Annotated in this window: 13 protein-coding genes; 9 read left to right on the top strand and 4 right to left on the bottom strand. The window is 57.0% G+C overall.

Translation table 11 applies throughout. From position 1 onward, the window contains the following. Nucleotides 1-103: 103 nt before the first annotated feature. Nucleotides 104-1,378, top strand: a complete 1,275-nt coding sequence (locus ACR0KN_RS18605; RefSeq protein ID WP_480655745.1) for a PP2C family protein-serine/threonine phosphatase — start codon at nucleotides 104-106, stop codon at nucleotides 1,376-1,378. Here ACR0KN_RS18605 and ACR0KN_RS18600 read toward each other — a convergent pair. Beyond that, on the bottom strand, nucleotides 1,375-1,818 hold the full coding sequence (locus ACR0KN_RS18600; protein WP_480655649.1) for an NUDIX hydrolase: 444 nt from the start codon (nucleotides 1,816-1,818) through the stop codon (nucleotides 1,375-1,377). The two genes, ACR0KN_RS18605 and ACR0KN_RS18600, sit on opposite strands and share 4 nt — an antisense overlap. 76 nt (nucleotides 1,819-1,894) lie before the next feature. Here ACR0KN_RS18600 and hslO point away from each other — a divergent pair, with 76 nt between their 5' ends. The 8 genes from hslO to ACR0KN_RS18560 all read left to right on the top strand — a co-directional run bounded on the left by hslO (nucleotide 1,895) and on the right by ACR0KN_RS18560 (nucleotide 11,134). Then, a complete protein-coding gene (hslO, locus tag ACR0KN_RS18595; RefSeq protein ID WP_170471069.1) occupies nucleotides 1,895-2,881 on the top strand; it encodes an Hsp33 family molecular chaperone HslO in 987 nt (328 codons plus the stop codon). After that, the gene (locus ACR0KN_RS18590) at nucleotides 2,871-3,470 is read left to right on the top strand and encodes a CoA pyrophosphatase (RefSeq protein ID WP_480655647.1); all 600 of its coding nucleotides are present in this window, start codon (nucleotides 2,871-2,873) and stop codon (nucleotides 3,468-3,470) included. Before hslO ends, ACR0KN_RS18590 begins: the two co-directional genes overlap by 11 nt. Next, nucleotides 3,467-4,621 (top strand): CCA tRNA nucleotidyltransferase, encoded by a 1,155-nt coding sequence (locus ACR0KN_RS18585; RefSeq protein ID WP_480655645.1) that lies wholly within the window; start codon nucleotides 3,467-3,469, stop codon nucleotides 4,619-4,621. Before ACR0KN_RS18590 ends, ACR0KN_RS18585 begins: the two co-directional genes overlap by 4 nt. 194 nt (nucleotides 4,622-4,815) lie before the next feature. Continuing rightward, on the top strand, nucleotides 4,816-6,654 hold the full coding sequence (locus ACR0KN_RS18580; RefSeq protein ID WP_480655643.1) for an ABC transporter ATP-binding protein: 1,839 nt from the start codon (nucleotides 4,816-4,818) through the stop codon (nucleotides 6,652-6,654). Next, a complete protein-coding gene (locus tag ACR0KN_RS18575; protein WP_480655641.1) occupies nucleotides 6,651-8,483 on the top strand; it encodes an ABC transporter ATP-binding protein in 1,833 nt (610 codons plus the stop codon). The genes ACR0KN_RS18580 and ACR0KN_RS18575 overlap by 4 nt, the downstream gene beginning before the upstream one ends. Nucleotides 8,484-8,521: 38 nt before the next feature. Next, nucleotides 8,522-9,745, top strand: coding sequence for a class I SAM-dependent RNA methyltransferase (locus ACR0KN_RS18570; protein ID WP_480655639.1), 1,224 nt, complete (start codon nucleotides 8,522-8,524; stop codon nucleotides 9,743-9,745). Nucleotides 9,746-9,767: 22 nt separating this feature from the next. Beyond that, the gene (locus ACR0KN_RS18565; RefSeq protein WP_480655637.1) at nucleotides 9,768-10,553 is read left to right on the top strand and encodes an ion transporter; all 786 of its coding nucleotides are present in this window, start codon (nucleotides 9,768-9,770) and stop codon (nucleotides 10,551-10,553) included. Nucleotides 10,554-10,615: 62 nt separating this feature from the next. Further along, the gene (locus tag ACR0KN_RS18560) at nucleotides 10,616-11,134 is read left to right on the top strand and encodes a L,D-transpeptidase family protein (protein WP_170472069.1); all 519 of its coding nucleotides are present in this window, start codon (nucleotides 10,616-10,618) and stop codon (nucleotides 11,132-11,134) included. Between the two features lies 1 nt (nucleotide 11,135). On the opposite strand, the gene ACR0KN_RS18555 is transcribed toward ACR0KN_RS18560, so the two are convergent. Genes ACR0KN_RS18555 through ACR0KN_RS18545 form a run of 3 tightly spaced genes read right to left on the bottom strand, consistent with a single transcriptional unit; the run spans nucleotide 11,136 to nucleotide 15,259 of the window. Beyond that, nucleotides 11,136-12,569, bottom strand: coding sequence for a nodulation protein NodH (locus tag ACR0KN_RS18555; RefSeq protein ID WP_480655636.1), 1,434 nt, complete (start codon nucleotides 12,567-12,569; stop codon nucleotides 11,136-11,138). 6 nt (nucleotides 12,570-12,575) lie between these two features. After that, entirely contained in the window at nucleotides 12,576-14,276 is a 1,701-nt protein-coding gene (locus tag ACR0KN_RS18550; protein ID WP_170703443.1) for a DUF5927 domain-containing protein, read from the bottom strand. Further along, nucleotides 14,273-15,259: a glycosyltransferase family 2 protein gene (locus ACR0KN_RS18545; RefSeq protein ID WP_170703444.1), complete on the bottom strand. Its 987-nt coding sequence runs from the start codon at nucleotides 15,257-15,259 to the stop codon at nucleotides 14,273-14,275. Before ACR0KN_RS18545 ends, ACR0KN_RS18550 begins: the two co-directional genes overlap by 4 nt. Nucleotides 15,260-15,405 lie beyond the last annotated feature (146 nt).

The raw sequence follows: 15,405 nt of genomic DNA, 5'->3' as shown, positions 1-15,405 counted from the left end.
GTAAATGTGGAGTTAAACTTTGGCTGCTCGATCTTTCATCGGATGTTAAGCTGACGCCTTTAGCGTTGCGATAACTGGAGAGTTGAGCAAGTACAGGGACTTCATGGTGCCGGATGCCAGTCATGTTGAGACCCGAGTCGAGCTGGATTTTGGCGCGATCCGTAAGGTTCTTGTTGTAGACGATAACCGTCTGCAGCGGCGCATTCTGGTGGCCTCGCTGAAGAAGTGGGGGTTCGAAGTTCTTGAGGCCGATAGCGGCGAGGCTGCGATTGAGCATTGCGCAATCGATACACCCGATCTGGTTCTCAGTGACTGGGTCATGCCGGGTATGGGCGGGCTAGAGTTCTGCAGCGCGTTCCGAAACCTGGATAGTGAGCAATATAGCTATTTCATACTTCTGACCTCAAAAAGCGAAAAGCAGGAGGTCGCGCGAGCGCTGGATGCCGGGGCGGATGATTTCCTGATCAAACCGCTCGAGGCGGATGAGCTGCGGGCGCGCATCTCGGCGGGCGCACGCATTCTCGACATGCAACGGGAATTGTCGCGAAAAAACCAACTGATCGAAACGGAGTTGAATGAACTCAAACTTGCTCACGACGCGATCGACAAAGATCTGATGCAGGCGCGAAAGATTCAGGAATCTCTGGTGCCAGAGTTGAAGGGAACCTTCGGTAGATCTCAGGTCAGCCTGCTTTTGAAACCCTGTGGGCATATCGGCGGCGATCTTGTTGGAATGTTCTCACCCGGTGTTAATCGGCTGGGGTTCTATAGTATTGATGTCTCGGGCCATGGCATCACGTCCGCGATGATGACGGCTCGTCTGGGCGGGTATCTGTCCAGTACGCATTTAGACCAGAACATCGCGATGGAGCGTCGGTTCAACAAATTCTACGCCTTGCTACCGCCCGAAGAGGTCGCGTCGCTGCTTAACTCGCGTCTGATCGCCGATACCGGGATCGAAGAGTATTTCACCATGGTCTATGCCATCATCGACCTGCGCAATGGGCACCTGAAGATGGTGCAGGCCGGGCACCCGCATCCGCTATTACTGCGCCATGATGGCGAAACCGAGTTTCTGGGCGCAGGCGGGTTGCCGATTGGTCTGCTGCCCGAGGTGCAGTTTCAGCAGACGGAAACCTATATGCAACCGGGCGACAAGCTGCTTTTGCATTCGGACGGGTTCACCGAATGCCAACTTGCCGATGGTAGTTTGCTGGATGATGACGGGCTGAAGGCGATGGCTGTTGAATGCGCTGCCGATCACGGTGGACCGGAATTCCTGGACGACATGTTCTGGCGTCTTACTCAGGTGATGTCACCGGACAGCGGTATTGCGGATGACGTCTCAGCAGTGTTTTTTGAGTATAACGGACCTTAAAGCCCATGCAGGTGGCGCTGCGCGAAATGGGCGTCGCCCTCGTTGCCCAACAGATGCACCGCATTTGCAGTCTCCATCCAAATGGCCTCGTGAATGTCTTCGGTCGGAGGGCCCAGGCGACGGACGGGGTGGGCGCGGTAGATCAGGCAGACTTTCTCGGCCCACAGGTCGTATTCCGGCATGTAGGTGTATCGCCGAAACGCACCCACACGCCGGGGTGCGGCGATCAGCCAACCGGTTTCTTCGTAAACCTCACGATGAAGCGCCGTAATGGGTGATTCCCCGGGATCGATGCCACCGCCCGGCAGCTGAAGATCGGGGCCAGGTTCCAGCTGACAGGTTAGCAACAATCGGTTGCCTTGAGGCAGCAGAGCATATACGCCGACACGCCGGGTGTATTTACGATCTGCCCCGGGGCTTTCACCGAACCGTCTGATCATGTAAGGCCCCTTTCAACCAAAACTGTTCAACCTATATGGTGGCGGTATGCCAACCTGTGGCGCTTAAGGAAACCCCATGTCCATTGGAACCAAAATCGCGTGGGACGACACGGTCCTGCCCTTTCAACTCGATATACCCGACATGCGTGGCCGTGTGGCGCGGCTGGACGGTGTGTTGGACGGCATCCTGAAACAGCACGACTACCCTGAGGTGGTCGAGGCGCTGGTGGCCGAGATGGCCCTGCTGACCGCATTGATCGGGCAGACAGTATCGCTGCGCTGGAAGCTGTCCCTACAGGTGCAGTCCAAGGGTGCTGTGCGGATGATCGCAACAGATTACTACGCGCCGCAGGTCGAAGGTGAGCCCGCGCAGATCCGTGCCTATGCCAGCTTTGACCGTGACCGGCTGACTGATGCCGCTCCCTTCGACCAGGTGGGCGAGGGCTATTTCGCCATCATGATCGATCAGGGCGAGGGCACTCAACCCTATCAAGGCATCACGCCATTGGCCGGCGGATCGCTGAGCGCCTGTGCCGAGGCTTACTTTGCACAGTCTGAACAGTTGCCAACCAGGTTTTCACTGAGCTTCGGCAAATCGACCGAGCCCGGTGTCGGGGAACACTGGCGCGCAGGCGGGATTATGTTGCAGCACATGCCCAAGGCCTCGCCCTTTGCCGCGTCGGGGGAGGGCAACGGAGAGATCCTGACCGCCTCGGACCTTGTGGATGGCGAAGAAGGTGAAAACTGGGGTCGCGTCAACATCTTGCTCGACACCGTGGATGATCTGGAATTGATAGGTCCAGTGATCGCTCCGACCGACCTGCTGGTGCGTCTGTTTCACGAGGAACAGCCCCGTGTATACGATGCGCAGCAAGTGCAGTTCGGCTGCACCTGTTCCGAAGATCGCGTACGGCAAAGTCTGTCGATCTATTCGGCGCAGGATATCGAGAAGATGACGACCGATCAGGGCACTGTAACGGCCGACTGCCAGTTCTGCGGTGCACATTACGTGCTGGATCCAACAACCGTTGGGTTCGAGGCCGAAGGTCCGGATGGCGCGTGATCTGATCTCGGAACTGACAGCGGCTCTGGGTCGTGATGGCGATGGGTCCAGTGACTTTGATCTGAACCCGGAGACGGTGCTGCCTGCGGGGCGCAAATTGCGCCCTGCGGGTGTGTTAGTGCCTGTTTCTCTGGCTTATGGCACGCCCCAATTGATCCTGACCAAGCGTTCTTCGGCGCTGAAGCACCACCCGGGCCAGATTGCCTTTCCGGGTGGAAAACAGGATGAAGGTGACGCGGATGTCACGGCCACCGCCTTACGCGAAGCCCGAGAAGAAATCGGTCTGCCACCCGAATTGCCGCGCATACTGGGCCATCTGCCAACCCATGAAACCGTAACCTCCTTTTCGGTTACGCCTGTTGTTGCGATCCTTGAAGCCAGCTTCGAAACCATCGCCGAACCGGGCGAAGTGGATGAGGTCTTTTCAGTTCCGCTTGCGCATGTCTTGAACCCAGAGAATTATGTCGTCGAGTCGCGCCGATGGCGCGGCCAAAGACGGTATTACTATGCTGTGCCATATGGCCCCTATTACATCTGGGGCGCAACGGCGCGGATGCTGCGGGGACTGGCAGCGCGGATGAGTGAATGAAGCGGATCACAGAAGATTGGTTAACCGAACAAGCCACACAGGATGTGTGCGCTGCATTGACTAACGGCGGGGCGCAGGCGCTTTTCGTCGGTGGTTGTGTGCGCAATGCTCTGCTGTGCGCACCGGTTTCAGACATCGATATTGCCACGGATGCAAAGCCCGAGCGGGTTATGGAACTGGCGCAGAAGGCTGGACTGAAACCAATCCCGACTGGGATCGAACATGGCACGGTAACCGTCGTCAGCAAGGGTATTCCTCATGAGGTCACGACGTTCCGCCGTGATGTCGAAACGGATGGCCGACGTGCGGTTGTGGCCTTTTCCGACAAGGTCGAAGAAGACGCCGCGCGTCGTGATTTCACTATGAACGCGCTTTACGCTCGACCTGACGGCACGCTCCTTGATCCGCTGAACGGTTTGCCGGATCTACAGGCGCGTCGCGTGCGGTTCATCGGGGAGGCCAGTGATCGCATCCGCGAAGACTACCTGCGATCGCTCAGATACTTCCGCTTTCACGCTTGGTATGGTGATGCAGACCAGGGCTTCGACCCCGATGCGCTGGATGCGATTGCTGCGAATTTGGACGGATTAGAGACACTTTCCCGCGAAAGGGTTGGGGCCGAGATGCTGAAACTTCTCGCTGCGCCTGACCCCGCTCCGTCGGTTGCCGCCATGCGCAGCACAGGTGTTCTGGCGCAGCTTCTACCCGGTGCGGATGACCGGGCTTTGGCGATCCTTATCAAGTTGGAACAAGACGCCCACGCCGCATCCGAAGCGATTCGCCGTTTGGCTGCAATTGCACCGCCTGAAGTCGCAAAAACCCTGCGCCTCAGCCGTGCGCAACTGCAAAGACTGACCCGGATGCGCGACGAAGCGATGGCGATGACCAGCGTCGCGGAATTGGGTTACCGCTATGGCTCGGAAGGCGGTTTGCACGAGACGCTTTTGCGCCACGCATTTCTTGAACAGCCATGGTCAGAAGACCTGAGCCAAGCATTGCAACGTGGGGCCGCAGCCAGTTTCCCGATTAAGGCGTCGGATTTGATCCCAGCCTTCTCGGGTCCCGCGCTGGGCAAAAAACTGGCCGAGCTTGAGGCGCGGTGGATCGCGTCGGATTTTACGCTCAGCCGCGTAGAATTGCTGGCGGAATAAATTGAAGTCTCAAAAGGGGATGACAAACCCGATTTGATTTGGCAGGGTGCGCCTGACTCATATGGAGGGAGGAATGCGAATGTATTACGGGATCTGGTTCGGCTAAAGCCCGGAACACTTTGACCCGTAGGGGTGGTGTTCTGGCGCCATCTTTCTTCGCATGACCTATTTTCTGCTCAATCGGAGCACTCTCCATGTTTCGCTACTTCGAAAACCTTGTTGACCCTTTTATCGCCTATGAACAGGTAGATACCCCACCTACGCGGCTGTGGCCCTTCATGCAGGGCTATTCGCAGCCGTTCATGCGCATCTTTGTCTGGGCTGCGCTGATGTCAGTGATCGTTGCTGCGGTCGAGGTCGGGCTGATCTTCTACATGGGCCGCGTCGTGGACCTGCTGGGAAGTTCACCCGCCGAATTCTGGCAGGCCCACGGGACCGAGCTGATCGTGGTCGCAGCGCTGATCCTGTTCATTCGCCCAATTTTGCAGCTTGTTGATGTGCTTTTGCTCAACAACACGATCCTGCCAAACTTCGGCACGCTGATCCGCTGGCGAGCGCATAAACATGTGTTGCGTCAATCGGTTGGCTGGTTCGAGAATGACTTTGCAGGGCGTATCGCAAACCGGGTTGTTCAAACCCCTCCCGCTGCAGGCGAGGTGGTGTTTCAGGTCTTTGACGCGATCTCTTTCTCGATTGCCTACATGATCGGCGCGGCCATTCTGCTGATGGCAGCTGATCCGCGCCTGTTGCTGCCGTTATTGATTTGGTTGGTGTTTTATGGAGCATTGGTGCGGTGGACCGTCAAGCGGGTTGGCCCCGCGTCGCAGGCGGCGTCGGATGCAAGATCGACCGTGACGGGGCGCGTGGTGGACAGCTATACCAACATTCACTCCATCAAGATGTTTGCCCATGACGCGCAGGAACAGGATTATGCGCGCGAGGCGATTGCAGAAACCCGCCGCACTTTCCAGATCGAGATGCGGATTTTCACCATTATGGATGCCGCACTGGTTGCGTTGAACGGTGTGCTGATCGTGGGTGTCGTTGGCTGGGCGATCCTGCTTTGGGCGCAAGGTAGCGCTACAGTCGGTGTGGTGGCAGCCGCCACCGCGTTGACGCTGCGGCTGAATGCCATGACCGGATGGATCATGTGGGCGCTGACTAGCTTCTTCCGGGAACTGGGCATCGTTGCCGAAGGGATGCAGACCATCGCACAGCCCATCGACTTGTTGGATGAGCCTGATGCGAAACCCTTGCGGCTGGGCAATGGTCAGATCGAAATCCGCGACCTGTCGCATCATTATGGGCGGGAAACTGGTGGTTTGGATCACGTCAACCTGACCATCCGGCCAGGCGAAAAGATTGGCCTGATCGGGCGGTCGGGGGCCGGAAAATCGACTCTAGTAAAGCTACTTTTGCGGTTTTACGACGTCGAGAAAGGCGCGATCCTGATCGATGGCCAAGACATCTCGAAGGTTACGCAGGACAGTTTGCGCAGCCATATCGGGATGGTCCAACAGGACAGCGCTCTGTTGCACCGCTCGGTGAGCGCCAACATCTTGTATGGCCGACCTGATGCGACTGAGGAACAGATGATTGCCGCCGCCAAACAGGCTGAGGCGCATGAGTTCATCCTTGACCTGCAGGACCCGGAAGGCCGCACCGGCTATGATGCGCATGTTGGAGAGCGCGGTGTGAAACTGTCTGGCGGTCAGAGGCAACGGGTGACGCTGGCGCGTGTGATCCTTAAAGATGCACCGATTTTGCTGTTGGATGAGGCGACATCCGCCCTAGATTCCGAAGTCGAAGCTTCGATACAGGAAACACTCTACGGCATGATGCAAGGCAAGACCGTGATCGCCATTGCGCACCGGCTCAGCACGATTGCGCAGATGGACCGCATTCTGGTGATGGATGGTGGTCGCATCGTCGAACAGGGCGGCCATTCCGAATTGCTGGCGCAAGGAGGGCTTTACGCCCAGTTCTGGGCGCGGCAATCTGGGGGCTTCCTGAACCCGGAGGCCGCTGAATGAGGATTGCCGACCTCATCCAACCGTTCAAAGACATCGAAACGCCCCCGCCGCAAACGCTGGGGGCGTTCATTCGCTGGAGCCTGTCCGGCGCCTGGCCGATGCTATTCGTCGCTGCTGCGTTCTCGGCAATCGCAGGCGCTATGGAGGCCGGCACCGCCTGGGTCTTGGGGCGGGTTATCGATCTGACTACAATCAGCGGGCCCGACGCGTTTTTGACCGGCGGCAATCTTGCGATCATTTTGGGTGCTGTCGCATTCTTCATGCTGTTGCGTCCCGCGCTGTTTGGGCTGTCATCGATCGCGAATAACTACATCGTCATGCCCAACATCACACCACTGGTATTAGCCAAGCTGAACCGCTGGACGCTGGGTCAATCGGTGACCTATTTCGACGATGATTTCGCCGGGCGGATTGCCCAAAAACAGATGCAAACCTCAAATGCGATGACGCAGGTGGTGTCCGAAACCATCAGCGCGATTGTGTTCGCCTTGGCCTCGCTTGCGGGGTCATTGCTTTTGTTAGGGTCTATTCATCCGCTTGTGATGGTCCCGTTCGCCGCTTGGTTGGTTGTCTACTTCCTGCTGGTGCGCTGGTATCTTCCACGCATTCGTGTGCGCTCTGCCGCGCGTGCTGGAGCACGGGCGATGGTGTCGGGGCAAGTGGTCGACACGATTACAAATATCAAGACGGTGAAACTGTTCGCTCATTCGGAATTCGAAGACCACGCTGCGCGCAACTCTATGGTCGACCTGCGAGAACGGTCGCTGGAATTCGGCAAGTTGTCGGCCAGTTTCCGGTTCATCCTGATGACGCTAGCCGGGGTTCTGCCAGTCCTGCTGATCGGTGCGACGCTGTGGCTTTGGCGGGTGGGCGGCGCGTCTGCCGGGGATATTGTAGCGGCTGGTGCCGTGGCGATCCGTATCTCACAAATGACCGGCTGGGTCAGTTTCACGTTGATGGGTCTATACGCCAATGTTGGCGAGATCGAGAACGGGATGCATACCCTGACCAAGCGCGACCGGGTCGAAGATGCCCTGAATGCGACTCCGCTTGCGGTCTCGAAAGGTGAGATCGCCTTTGAGCATGTCAGTTTTGCCTATGGCCGCGATGTGGGCGGCGTGTCTGACCTGCATTTCACCGCAACTCCGGGTGAGAAGCTGGGCATTGTCGGGGCCTCAGGTGCGGGGAAATCCACTTTGGTTTCACTGCTACTTAGGCTCTATGACGGGGAAAATGGCGTCATTTTAATTGACGGGCAGGATGTCTCTCAGGTGACACAGGACAGTCTGCGCCAACAGATCGGGATGGTCACGCAGGAAACTGCGATGTTCAACCGCTCGGCGCGCGAGAACATCCTCTATGGCCGTCCTGACGCGCCCGAGGCTGAAATGATTGAGGCCGCGACCAAGGCCGAGTCGCATGAATTCATCCTGGGGCTTGAGGATGCGCAGGGGCGTAAGGGCTATGATGCGCATCTGGGTGAGCGGGGTGTGAAACTCAGCGGCGGACAACGGCAGAGGATCGCTTTGGCCCGTGCCATCCTGAAAGACGCGCCGATATTGGTTCTGGACGAGGCGACCTCGGCGCTGGATTCCGAGGTCGAGGCCTCGATTCAGGCCGCGCTGCACCGGGTGATGCAGGGTAAAACGGTTCTGGCGATCGCGCACCGTCTCTCCACGCTCAGCGAGATGGACCGGATCATTGTTCTGGATCATGGGCATATCGTCGAAAGCGGTACACATGAGGCACTGTTGGAACGTGGCGGGCTTTATGCCCGGTTCTGGCACCGCCAGTCGGGCGGGTTCATTCAGGCGGAGGCGGCAGAATAAGGGTTTTGTTGGTCGCAAACCCCCGGTATCAGGCCCCCATGACGAAGCACTACACCATTAACCGCCTCGGACATCAGGGCGACGGGATTGCCGATGGTCCGATCTATGCGCCACGCACCCTGCCGGGTGAGGCGGTCAGCGGCACGCTGCTGGGGCAGTTCCTGAGTGACATCCGTGTAGAAACGCCTTCGGATCAGCGGGTCAAAGCACCCTGCCGTCATTACAAGACCTGTGGGGGTTGCCAGCTGCAGCACGCAGCTGACGACTTTGTCGCCAACTGGAAGGTCGACGTGGTGCGCAACGCGCTGGCCGCGCAGGGGCTCGATGCCCCGATGCGGCCCATTCACACCTCACCCAAGCGATCGCGCCGTCGGGCCACCATCGCCGTGCGGCGCACCAAGAAGGGTACGCTGGCCGGGTTCCACGGACGCGCTTCGGACGCGATCACCGAAATTCCGGATTGTCACCTGCTACACCCGGCCCTGATTGCCGCCATCCCGGTGGCCGAAGCCTTGGCGTTGTTGGGCGGCAGCCGCAAAGGCGTGCTGGCCGTAACGCTGACCCTGTCCGAAGGCGGTCTGGATGTGGCGGTTAAGGGCGGCAAACCGCTGGATGGTCCGCTGGAACTGGCACTCGCGCAAGCGACCGAGCACCATGGTCTCGCCCGGCTCAGCTGGGATGACGAGGTTATCGCCATGCGTGAGCCTCCGATCCAACGCTTTGGAAACGCTGGCGTCACCCCACCGCCCGGAGCGTTTTTGCAAGCCACAAAGGACGGAGAACAGGCTCTATTACAGGCCGTTTCCGATGCCACGCAGGGGGCCAAGCGGGTTGTCGATTTATTCGCGGGCTGCGGAACCTTCTCACTGCCGCTGGCACAGACAGCCGAGGTGCATGCGATCGAGGGCGAGGGCGAAATGACGAAGGCCTTGGATCAGGGATGGCGCAAGGCGCAAGGCCTGAAACAGGTCACGACAGAGGCCCGAGATCTGTTTCGCCGCCCGCTCATGCCCGATGAGCTCAAGAAATTCGATGCTGTCGTGCTAGACCCGCCGCGCGCAGGGGCCGAGGCGCAGGTGGCCGAGTTAGCGCAGGCCCAGCGTCCAGTGCTCGCATATGTCTCATGCAATCCAGTGACCTTTGCCCGCGATGCAAAAATATTGGTTAACGCCGGATATACCCTTGAATGGGTGCAGGTGGTTGACCAATTTCGATGGTCGTCACACACCGAACTTGCCGCTCGGTTCATTTTGAACAATTAACCCTGAGATAAGGACCACCCGCATGGTGATCGCCCAACGACTGCTGCCCATCATCGAAGCGCCGACTTTCGGGAAGTTCATAACCGGCGTGATCCTGTTCAATGCGGTCCTGTTGGGGATGGAAACATCACCCACGCTGATGGAGGCGGCAGGCCCGCTGATCGTGACGCTTGATAAACTGTGCCTCACTATCTTCGTCATCGAAATCGTGGTGAAACTGATCGCGACCGGGCGTCGGTTCTTCACAAGCGGCTGGAACATCTTTGACTTTGTGATTGTGGGTGTCGCCCTTATCCCCAGCGCTGGGGCGCTTTCTGTTCTTCGGGCACTGCGTATATTGCGGGTATTGCGCGTCATCTCCGTTGCGCCGCGCCTGCGCCGAGTAGTCGAAGGCTTCATCTCGGCGCTGCCGGGCATGGCCAGCGTGTTCCTGCTGATGGCGATCTTGTTTTATATCGGCGCGGTGATCTCGACCAAACTGTTCTCATACAGCTTTCCGGATTGGTTCGGTGATCTGGGCATGTCTGCCTATACGCTGTTCCAGATCATGACGCTGGAAAGCTGGTCCATGGGGATCGTGCGCCCGGTGATGGAGGTCTATCCCTACGCCTGGCTATTCTTTGTTCCATTCATCATGGTGACCACCTTTGCGGTGGTTAACCTTCTGGTTGGTCTGATCGTGAACTCGATGCAGGATGCCCACCATGCCGAGGATGAGGTCAAAACAGACGCCTATCGTGACGAGGTTCTTGAAAGGCTCGAGTCTATTGAACGCCGCCTGACGGAACAGTCGTACATCAAAAAGTGATTTAAGTTTCGCGCAAATCTGGCATAATAATTGGCAAAAAAGAGCATCAGGCAGTGAAAACTATGGATCGTCGAGCATTTGGAATGGGCGCGATGGCAACGCTGAGCCTTTCAGCGTGCGCCTCAGCGAAACCCAGATTTCTTTCTTATCGCGGGCCCGAGGTGACCTCATTGGTCATCAACAAGGGCGCACGCAAGATGTATCTTCTTCATAACGAGCAGATTTTACGGGAATATGATGTCGATCTGGGATTTGCACCCAGAGGCACAAAAACCAAAAAAGGCGACGGCCGCACGCCTGAGGGCACTTATCTGATTGACCGCCGCAACCCACGTAGTCGGTATCACCTGTCGCTGGGCATCTCGTATCCGAACTCGGAAGATCGGGCGAAGGCCAAGGCCGCTGGCGTTGATCCGGGTGGTGATATCTTCATTCACGGACAGCCGAACCTAAGGTCCGAGTTCAAGCGTGCGAGGAAGACGCCTGATTGGACAGCGGGCTGCATCGCTGTGAAAAACGATGAGATCGAAGAGATTTACGCGATGGTGAACGAGGGAACGGTCATCACTCTGCGTCCCTGACTCAAAGCGGTTTCCAAGCACCAAACCCGAACTGCACATAGTCGCGCTGGTAGGCTTCGGCTGCCAGCGCTTCAAGCCGTGCATCGTAAATTTGATCCAACATGAAGGGTACATCAGGCTTTGCTTTCATCGGAGTTGGCGGTGCTTCGTGTCCCACTTGACGGGCAAGCTCGGGCAATTTGATTGCCATCTCATCCTCACGCAGAATCAGATCGGGTAGAGTGAATCCAGCCATGCCTTCCAGTGTTTGCACCTGCCCGCACCATTCTCCATCGACGCGGATCGGGGTCTGACCGGCAAGAATACTGCGCAACATGCCCAGATATGCCGAGAAAGCTTCGTAGTGTTGGTCAAGTGAATAAGCACCTAAATCACCTTTGGCAGGTAGCGGCACATTGTACCGCCGGCTCAGCATATTGCGGATACTGACATAGGCGCCGGGGCCGGTGTGCAGGATACGGTCACAGAATACCGCATGCGCGCGCGCCAACGGATGCCGCAGCACTGTGAATTTGCGGTGACCGGGATGGCTTTGCATCCATTGACGCGTCTGTTTCTGATTGCGGCCAGTGATCAGGTCATCGGTTGTGACTCCATCGAGATCAGCAAACCATTGCGCCACTTCCGCCTCGGGGCCACCGCGCACGGGTAGATACATCAGGGGCGTGTTTGCCGCGCCCACATAGCGCGACACGGCAGGACCGCGGCGCGGCTCGAAATTTGGGATTTGGTGCAACTTGAACCGGTCATACTGTGACAGTGCCTGCTCCATGTCGTCTGGATTGGTCACTTTCGACAAGGCAGGTGCGGGGTTCTGGCGCTTGAGATGTTGGTTCAGCTCGGCAAGCCGTGCGCTGACGCCCAGCCAGGCAGCAAGCCCGTTCAAAACGTCCAGATCATTCAGATCGTCATAGTCTATATAAAACGGCGTCTGCCCTGTGGTTTGCAAGTGCTTGAGAACGGTCTGCTGGAACGCCTGCCGTTGTTGAAGTTGGTCAAAGAACTCTTCGGTGTCGAAAGTGACCTGCGCGTCGCGGCGCTGCTTGATGTTTACCAATCTCCACTGCTTGGTCTTCAACGCGATTTTCCAAGAGATGTAGCTGTCCAGAGGATTGCGGATCAGGATGATCTTGGCACAGCGTGGATCATCAAGCGCAGGCCCAAGAGCACGCGCATCGTGATCACTGAAGAATCGAAAACCGTTCATCTCACCCGGTGCGTTTCGGATCGCATTGATCAGAGCCAGAGGATCGTTCTCGCGATCTTCTAGAGTAAACCCAAGAACGCTATCCAGTTTTGGCAGGCCGACGAAGTAGGGGTTGAACGCCTCACCGTGACAGGTCACTCCGTCGAGCGTATTTAACTGCAATTCCAACAGGTTCGAGCCAGTACGCATATCGGCCAGTACGATGAAGTAATCGAAGCGGCGGGTCATTTTTAATTACTGCACCAGATAGGGCTTTTTGAATGATTTGGCTTGTCCGCCGAATACATCGTTAACAGGAAAATCACCCATCAAATAGGGATGCATGCCCTGGTTCTTGAGATTCTGCAGAAATTTACCAAACCCCGTCAGATCCACCATCGTGGGTGCCTCGGTCAAGTGGGTGGCCTGGGGCGCACCCATATCTTCAAGCACGGTCTGCAGGTGTTCCATGGGGGATTCCACGAACTCAGCCATGGTCCAGACCCGTATTCTAGAGTTTGCGCGGGCTGTATCCAGCAACTCAAGCTGCTTTGTTTCCCGCTGCTGCAAACGGGCAGCTTCACACCGAATATCGGCAAAGTTCATGTTGGACCTGAACAAGGGAACCGCCCAGGCCCCGGTGATCATTGCAATACTAGCGTTCAGATCGCGCAACAGGAACTCGTTGATCTGTTGGGCATCATTCGGTCCGAATTGAAAACATTGGCGCTCGCCCCGTGTGTTCCAGATGACGTTCGACAGGAATGCAGTCGGATTATAGTCGCGGAGAGACGCGCAATCGGGAAGCGCGCCGTTCATCATTGTGCCACCGTTTGCAAATTGCGCCTTCTCCGGGTGAAACAGATGTCCGTGCACCCGTGCACTCGTCACATTTGCAAGCCAGGGCTCGAAATCTTCAAACAGCTCTGAAAAGCCTTGAAGCACGGAATAAGGAAAAGCGGTTAGGCCGCGTTCGCTTGTCGCGCGCGGAAAACAGCTCTGCATATACAATCCGTCCCGGCCGCGAATGCGCCGCTCGACAGCCTTAGAAAACACTCGGTCGATCTTTCCCGGATTGGGCTCAGCCGGTGTCATCGCGCTGTTTTCATCCGACAAAAAAGATTGATAAAGCCTGTCTGCTCCGTGCCAGATTTTTCGCGCCACAAAGCAATCCGAGCGGCGTAGCAATTGTAGGTGGTCATCGTAGAACATATGAGGTCGGCCCTGATAGTCGAACTTTGACAGTGTCAGCGACCGGCTTTCGATATGCGTGGAATACAGGCGCGCAAGTGTTTGGAAATAGCTTTCGTCCGGGATCCAGACCCTCCGAAAATACCGGTCATAGTCCGGTCGCTTGGGGTCCTGCAAAATGGCTGACAGGGTTTGCCGTGTCAGGCACCACCATTGGCTGCCCATATGGGGCACCAGACCTTCAGGGATGGCCCTGCGCAGACCTGCTGCGCGTTGAAGCCGCACGTAGGCGTCAAACAATCTCCGTTGTTTGCGCCATGAGAACGGAAAACGCAGCGTGAAGCGTTCAAGATCCAACCCCCCCATGGTCCAGCTGACATCGCGTGTTGTGGCGCTTTCGATGAAATCAACGCGGGGGCGATCAGCCAGATAATCTATCAGCTCGCCCACAGGGCGAAGCGGCAAACAAGCACCTGAGGCAAGATAAACGTGACGCACCTTCGGGAAACTGTCCAACATCTGGTTTGCAGCGGATTGTGAGGCCGCAACGATGCCCCAACCACCCCATTCACAGACATGTCGATCCGAGAACTGGATTAGCGGGTTGTCTGAGCACGCGGTGACCAGAGTGGAATAGGCCGAGTTGGCCACTTTGCGATCTACATGGATCACGACCGGGCAGCCCGATGCGGTCCAATGCCGAGCCACCTGCTCTACTCGGTCGAGTGCGGTGTGCACCAACATGACGATGCCCAGGCCGCTCATGCCCAGTTCCCTTTTGACATCATGCCGAGGATCTCAAGCTGTCGCCAGTTGATGTATTTCTCGGACCAGTTGTTCCAGAAAATAGGTTTATTCTGCAACTGTTCGGCATAGGCTTTGTATTCTTCCGAACCGCTGTAATGCTGGCTGCGGCTTAGCTCCTCGTACGCTTTGTCGCCCAGAGTTTCGATCAGCTTGGCATGCAGCAGTGCGCCGCTGGTCTTCTCACCCCCGCGCTCCTCATAAACTTGATTGAGGCCACGGGGCAGCAGCGCATGGGTAGAGCTGACATAGGCGTAGCGGCGATGCCATTTCACCAAAGGGATTTTGTTCAGTGCAGGGGCTTTTTCGGGCGTATCATGAAAGAAAACCCGTGCTCGGGCACCACCTTGGATCCACAGGTTTCCATAGGTGGGATTCCGAGTGATCATGTAGTTGCCCGAGTCAAACCACGGGGCGATCTCTAACGGATCCTGACCGGCGCGATAGGGCGTGTCTTCGATTGGCCCTTCGGGATACATGTCGATCAGCATCGTGCCGAAACTACGCACGCTGGTGTCGTCCAACCAGTCGGTCAACGCCTTTATCGGGCGTGTATCACAAAACGGGTAAACAAAGAACTCGTCCGGATCGACTGTCAAAACCCAGTGTTTGTGGGCATAGGTTCGCAGCAGATAATTTGACCAATCCAGCCCATACGTCGACCGTTTGTAGCTGCCATCCGTCCACCAAAGTGACACGTCTGGCTGGCCGGTTAAATATTCACGCGTTCCGTCATTGCTATTGTTGTCGACGAATAGGAAATGGTTAATGCCAAGCTTGCGGTAGTAATCGAGAAAATAGGGCAGGCGGATACATTCGTTTCGCACGACGCTCATCAACAAGATGTCCTGCGGGCGAATATGTGGCGTGTTATTCTGTATCGCCTTCAATTCGCGTCTTTTGCGCAGGCAACGCAAAAGGCGACGCTTGCGTCGCAATCTCATGCGATAGGAATCCAAAAGGCTCACGCGGCTGCCCAACCTTTTTTGATATACGCGAGTCTGCCCGGGGCCGCCTGAGGCCTGAGTGGTGCCGAGCCGTCATCGTTTTATGACATCTAGCTACCTTGCGAAGCAATGGGTTTATATCC

The sequence above is a fragment of the Ruegeria sp. AP7 genome (assembly GCF_056539905.1).
Note: the sequence above shows the minus strand (reverse complement) of the source record. Positions and strands in the feature narration are given on the sequence as shown.

Bases quoted from the DNA above. Each gene is read 5' to 3' on its own strand.
- ACR0KN_RS18550 (WP_170703443.1), bottom strand. From the start codon at position 14,276: ATGAGCGGCCTGGGCATCGTCATGTTGGTGCACACCGCACTCGACCGA.
- ACR0KN_RS18580 (WP_480655643.1), top strand. From the start codon at position 4,816: ATGTTTCGCTACTTCGAAAACCTTGTTGACCCTTTTATCGCCTATGAA.
- hslO (WP_170471069.1), top strand. From the start codon at position 1,895: ATGTCCATTGGAACCAAAATCGCGTGGGACGACACGGTCCTGCCCTTT.
- ACR0KN_RS18545 (WP_170703444.1), bottom strand. From the start codon at position 15,259: ATGAGATTGCGACGCAAGCGTCGCCTTTTGCGTTGCCTGCGCAAAAGA.
- ACR0KN_RS18590 (WP_480655647.1), top strand. From the start codon at position 2,871: ATGGCGCGTGATCTGATCTCGGAACTGACAGCGGCTCTGGGTCGTGAT.
- ACR0KN_RS18555 (WP_480655636.1), bottom strand. From the start codon at position 12,569: ATGACCCGCCGCTTCGATTACTTCATCGTACTGGCCGATATGCGTACT.
- ACR0KN_RS18565 (WP_480655637.1), top strand. From the start codon at position 9,768: ATGGTGATCGCCCAACGACTGCTGCCCATCATCGAAGCGCCGACTTTC.
- ACR0KN_RS18560 (WP_170472069.1), top strand. From the start codon at position 10,616: ATGGATCGTCGAGCATTTGGAATGGGCGCGATGGCAACGCTGAGCCTT.
- ACR0KN_RS18575 (WP_480655641.1), top strand. From the start codon at position 6,651: ATGAGGATTGCCGACCTCATCCAACCGTTCAAAGACATCGAAACGCCC.
- ACR0KN_RS18605 (WP_480655745.1), top strand. From the start codon at position 104: ATGGTGCCGGATGCCAGTCATGTTGAGACCCGAGTCGAGCTGGATTTT.
- ACR0KN_RS18570 (WP_480655639.1), top strand. From the start codon at position 8,522: ATGACGAAGCACTACACCATTAACCGCCTCGGACATCAGGGCGACGGG.
- ACR0KN_RS18585 (WP_480655645.1), top strand. From the start codon at position 3,467: ATGAAGCGGATCACAGAAGATTGGTTAACCGAACAAGCCACACAGGAT.
- ACR0KN_RS18600 (WP_480655649.1), bottom strand. From the start codon at position 1,818: ATGATCAGACGGTTCGGTGAAAGCCCCGGGGCAGATCGTAAATACACC.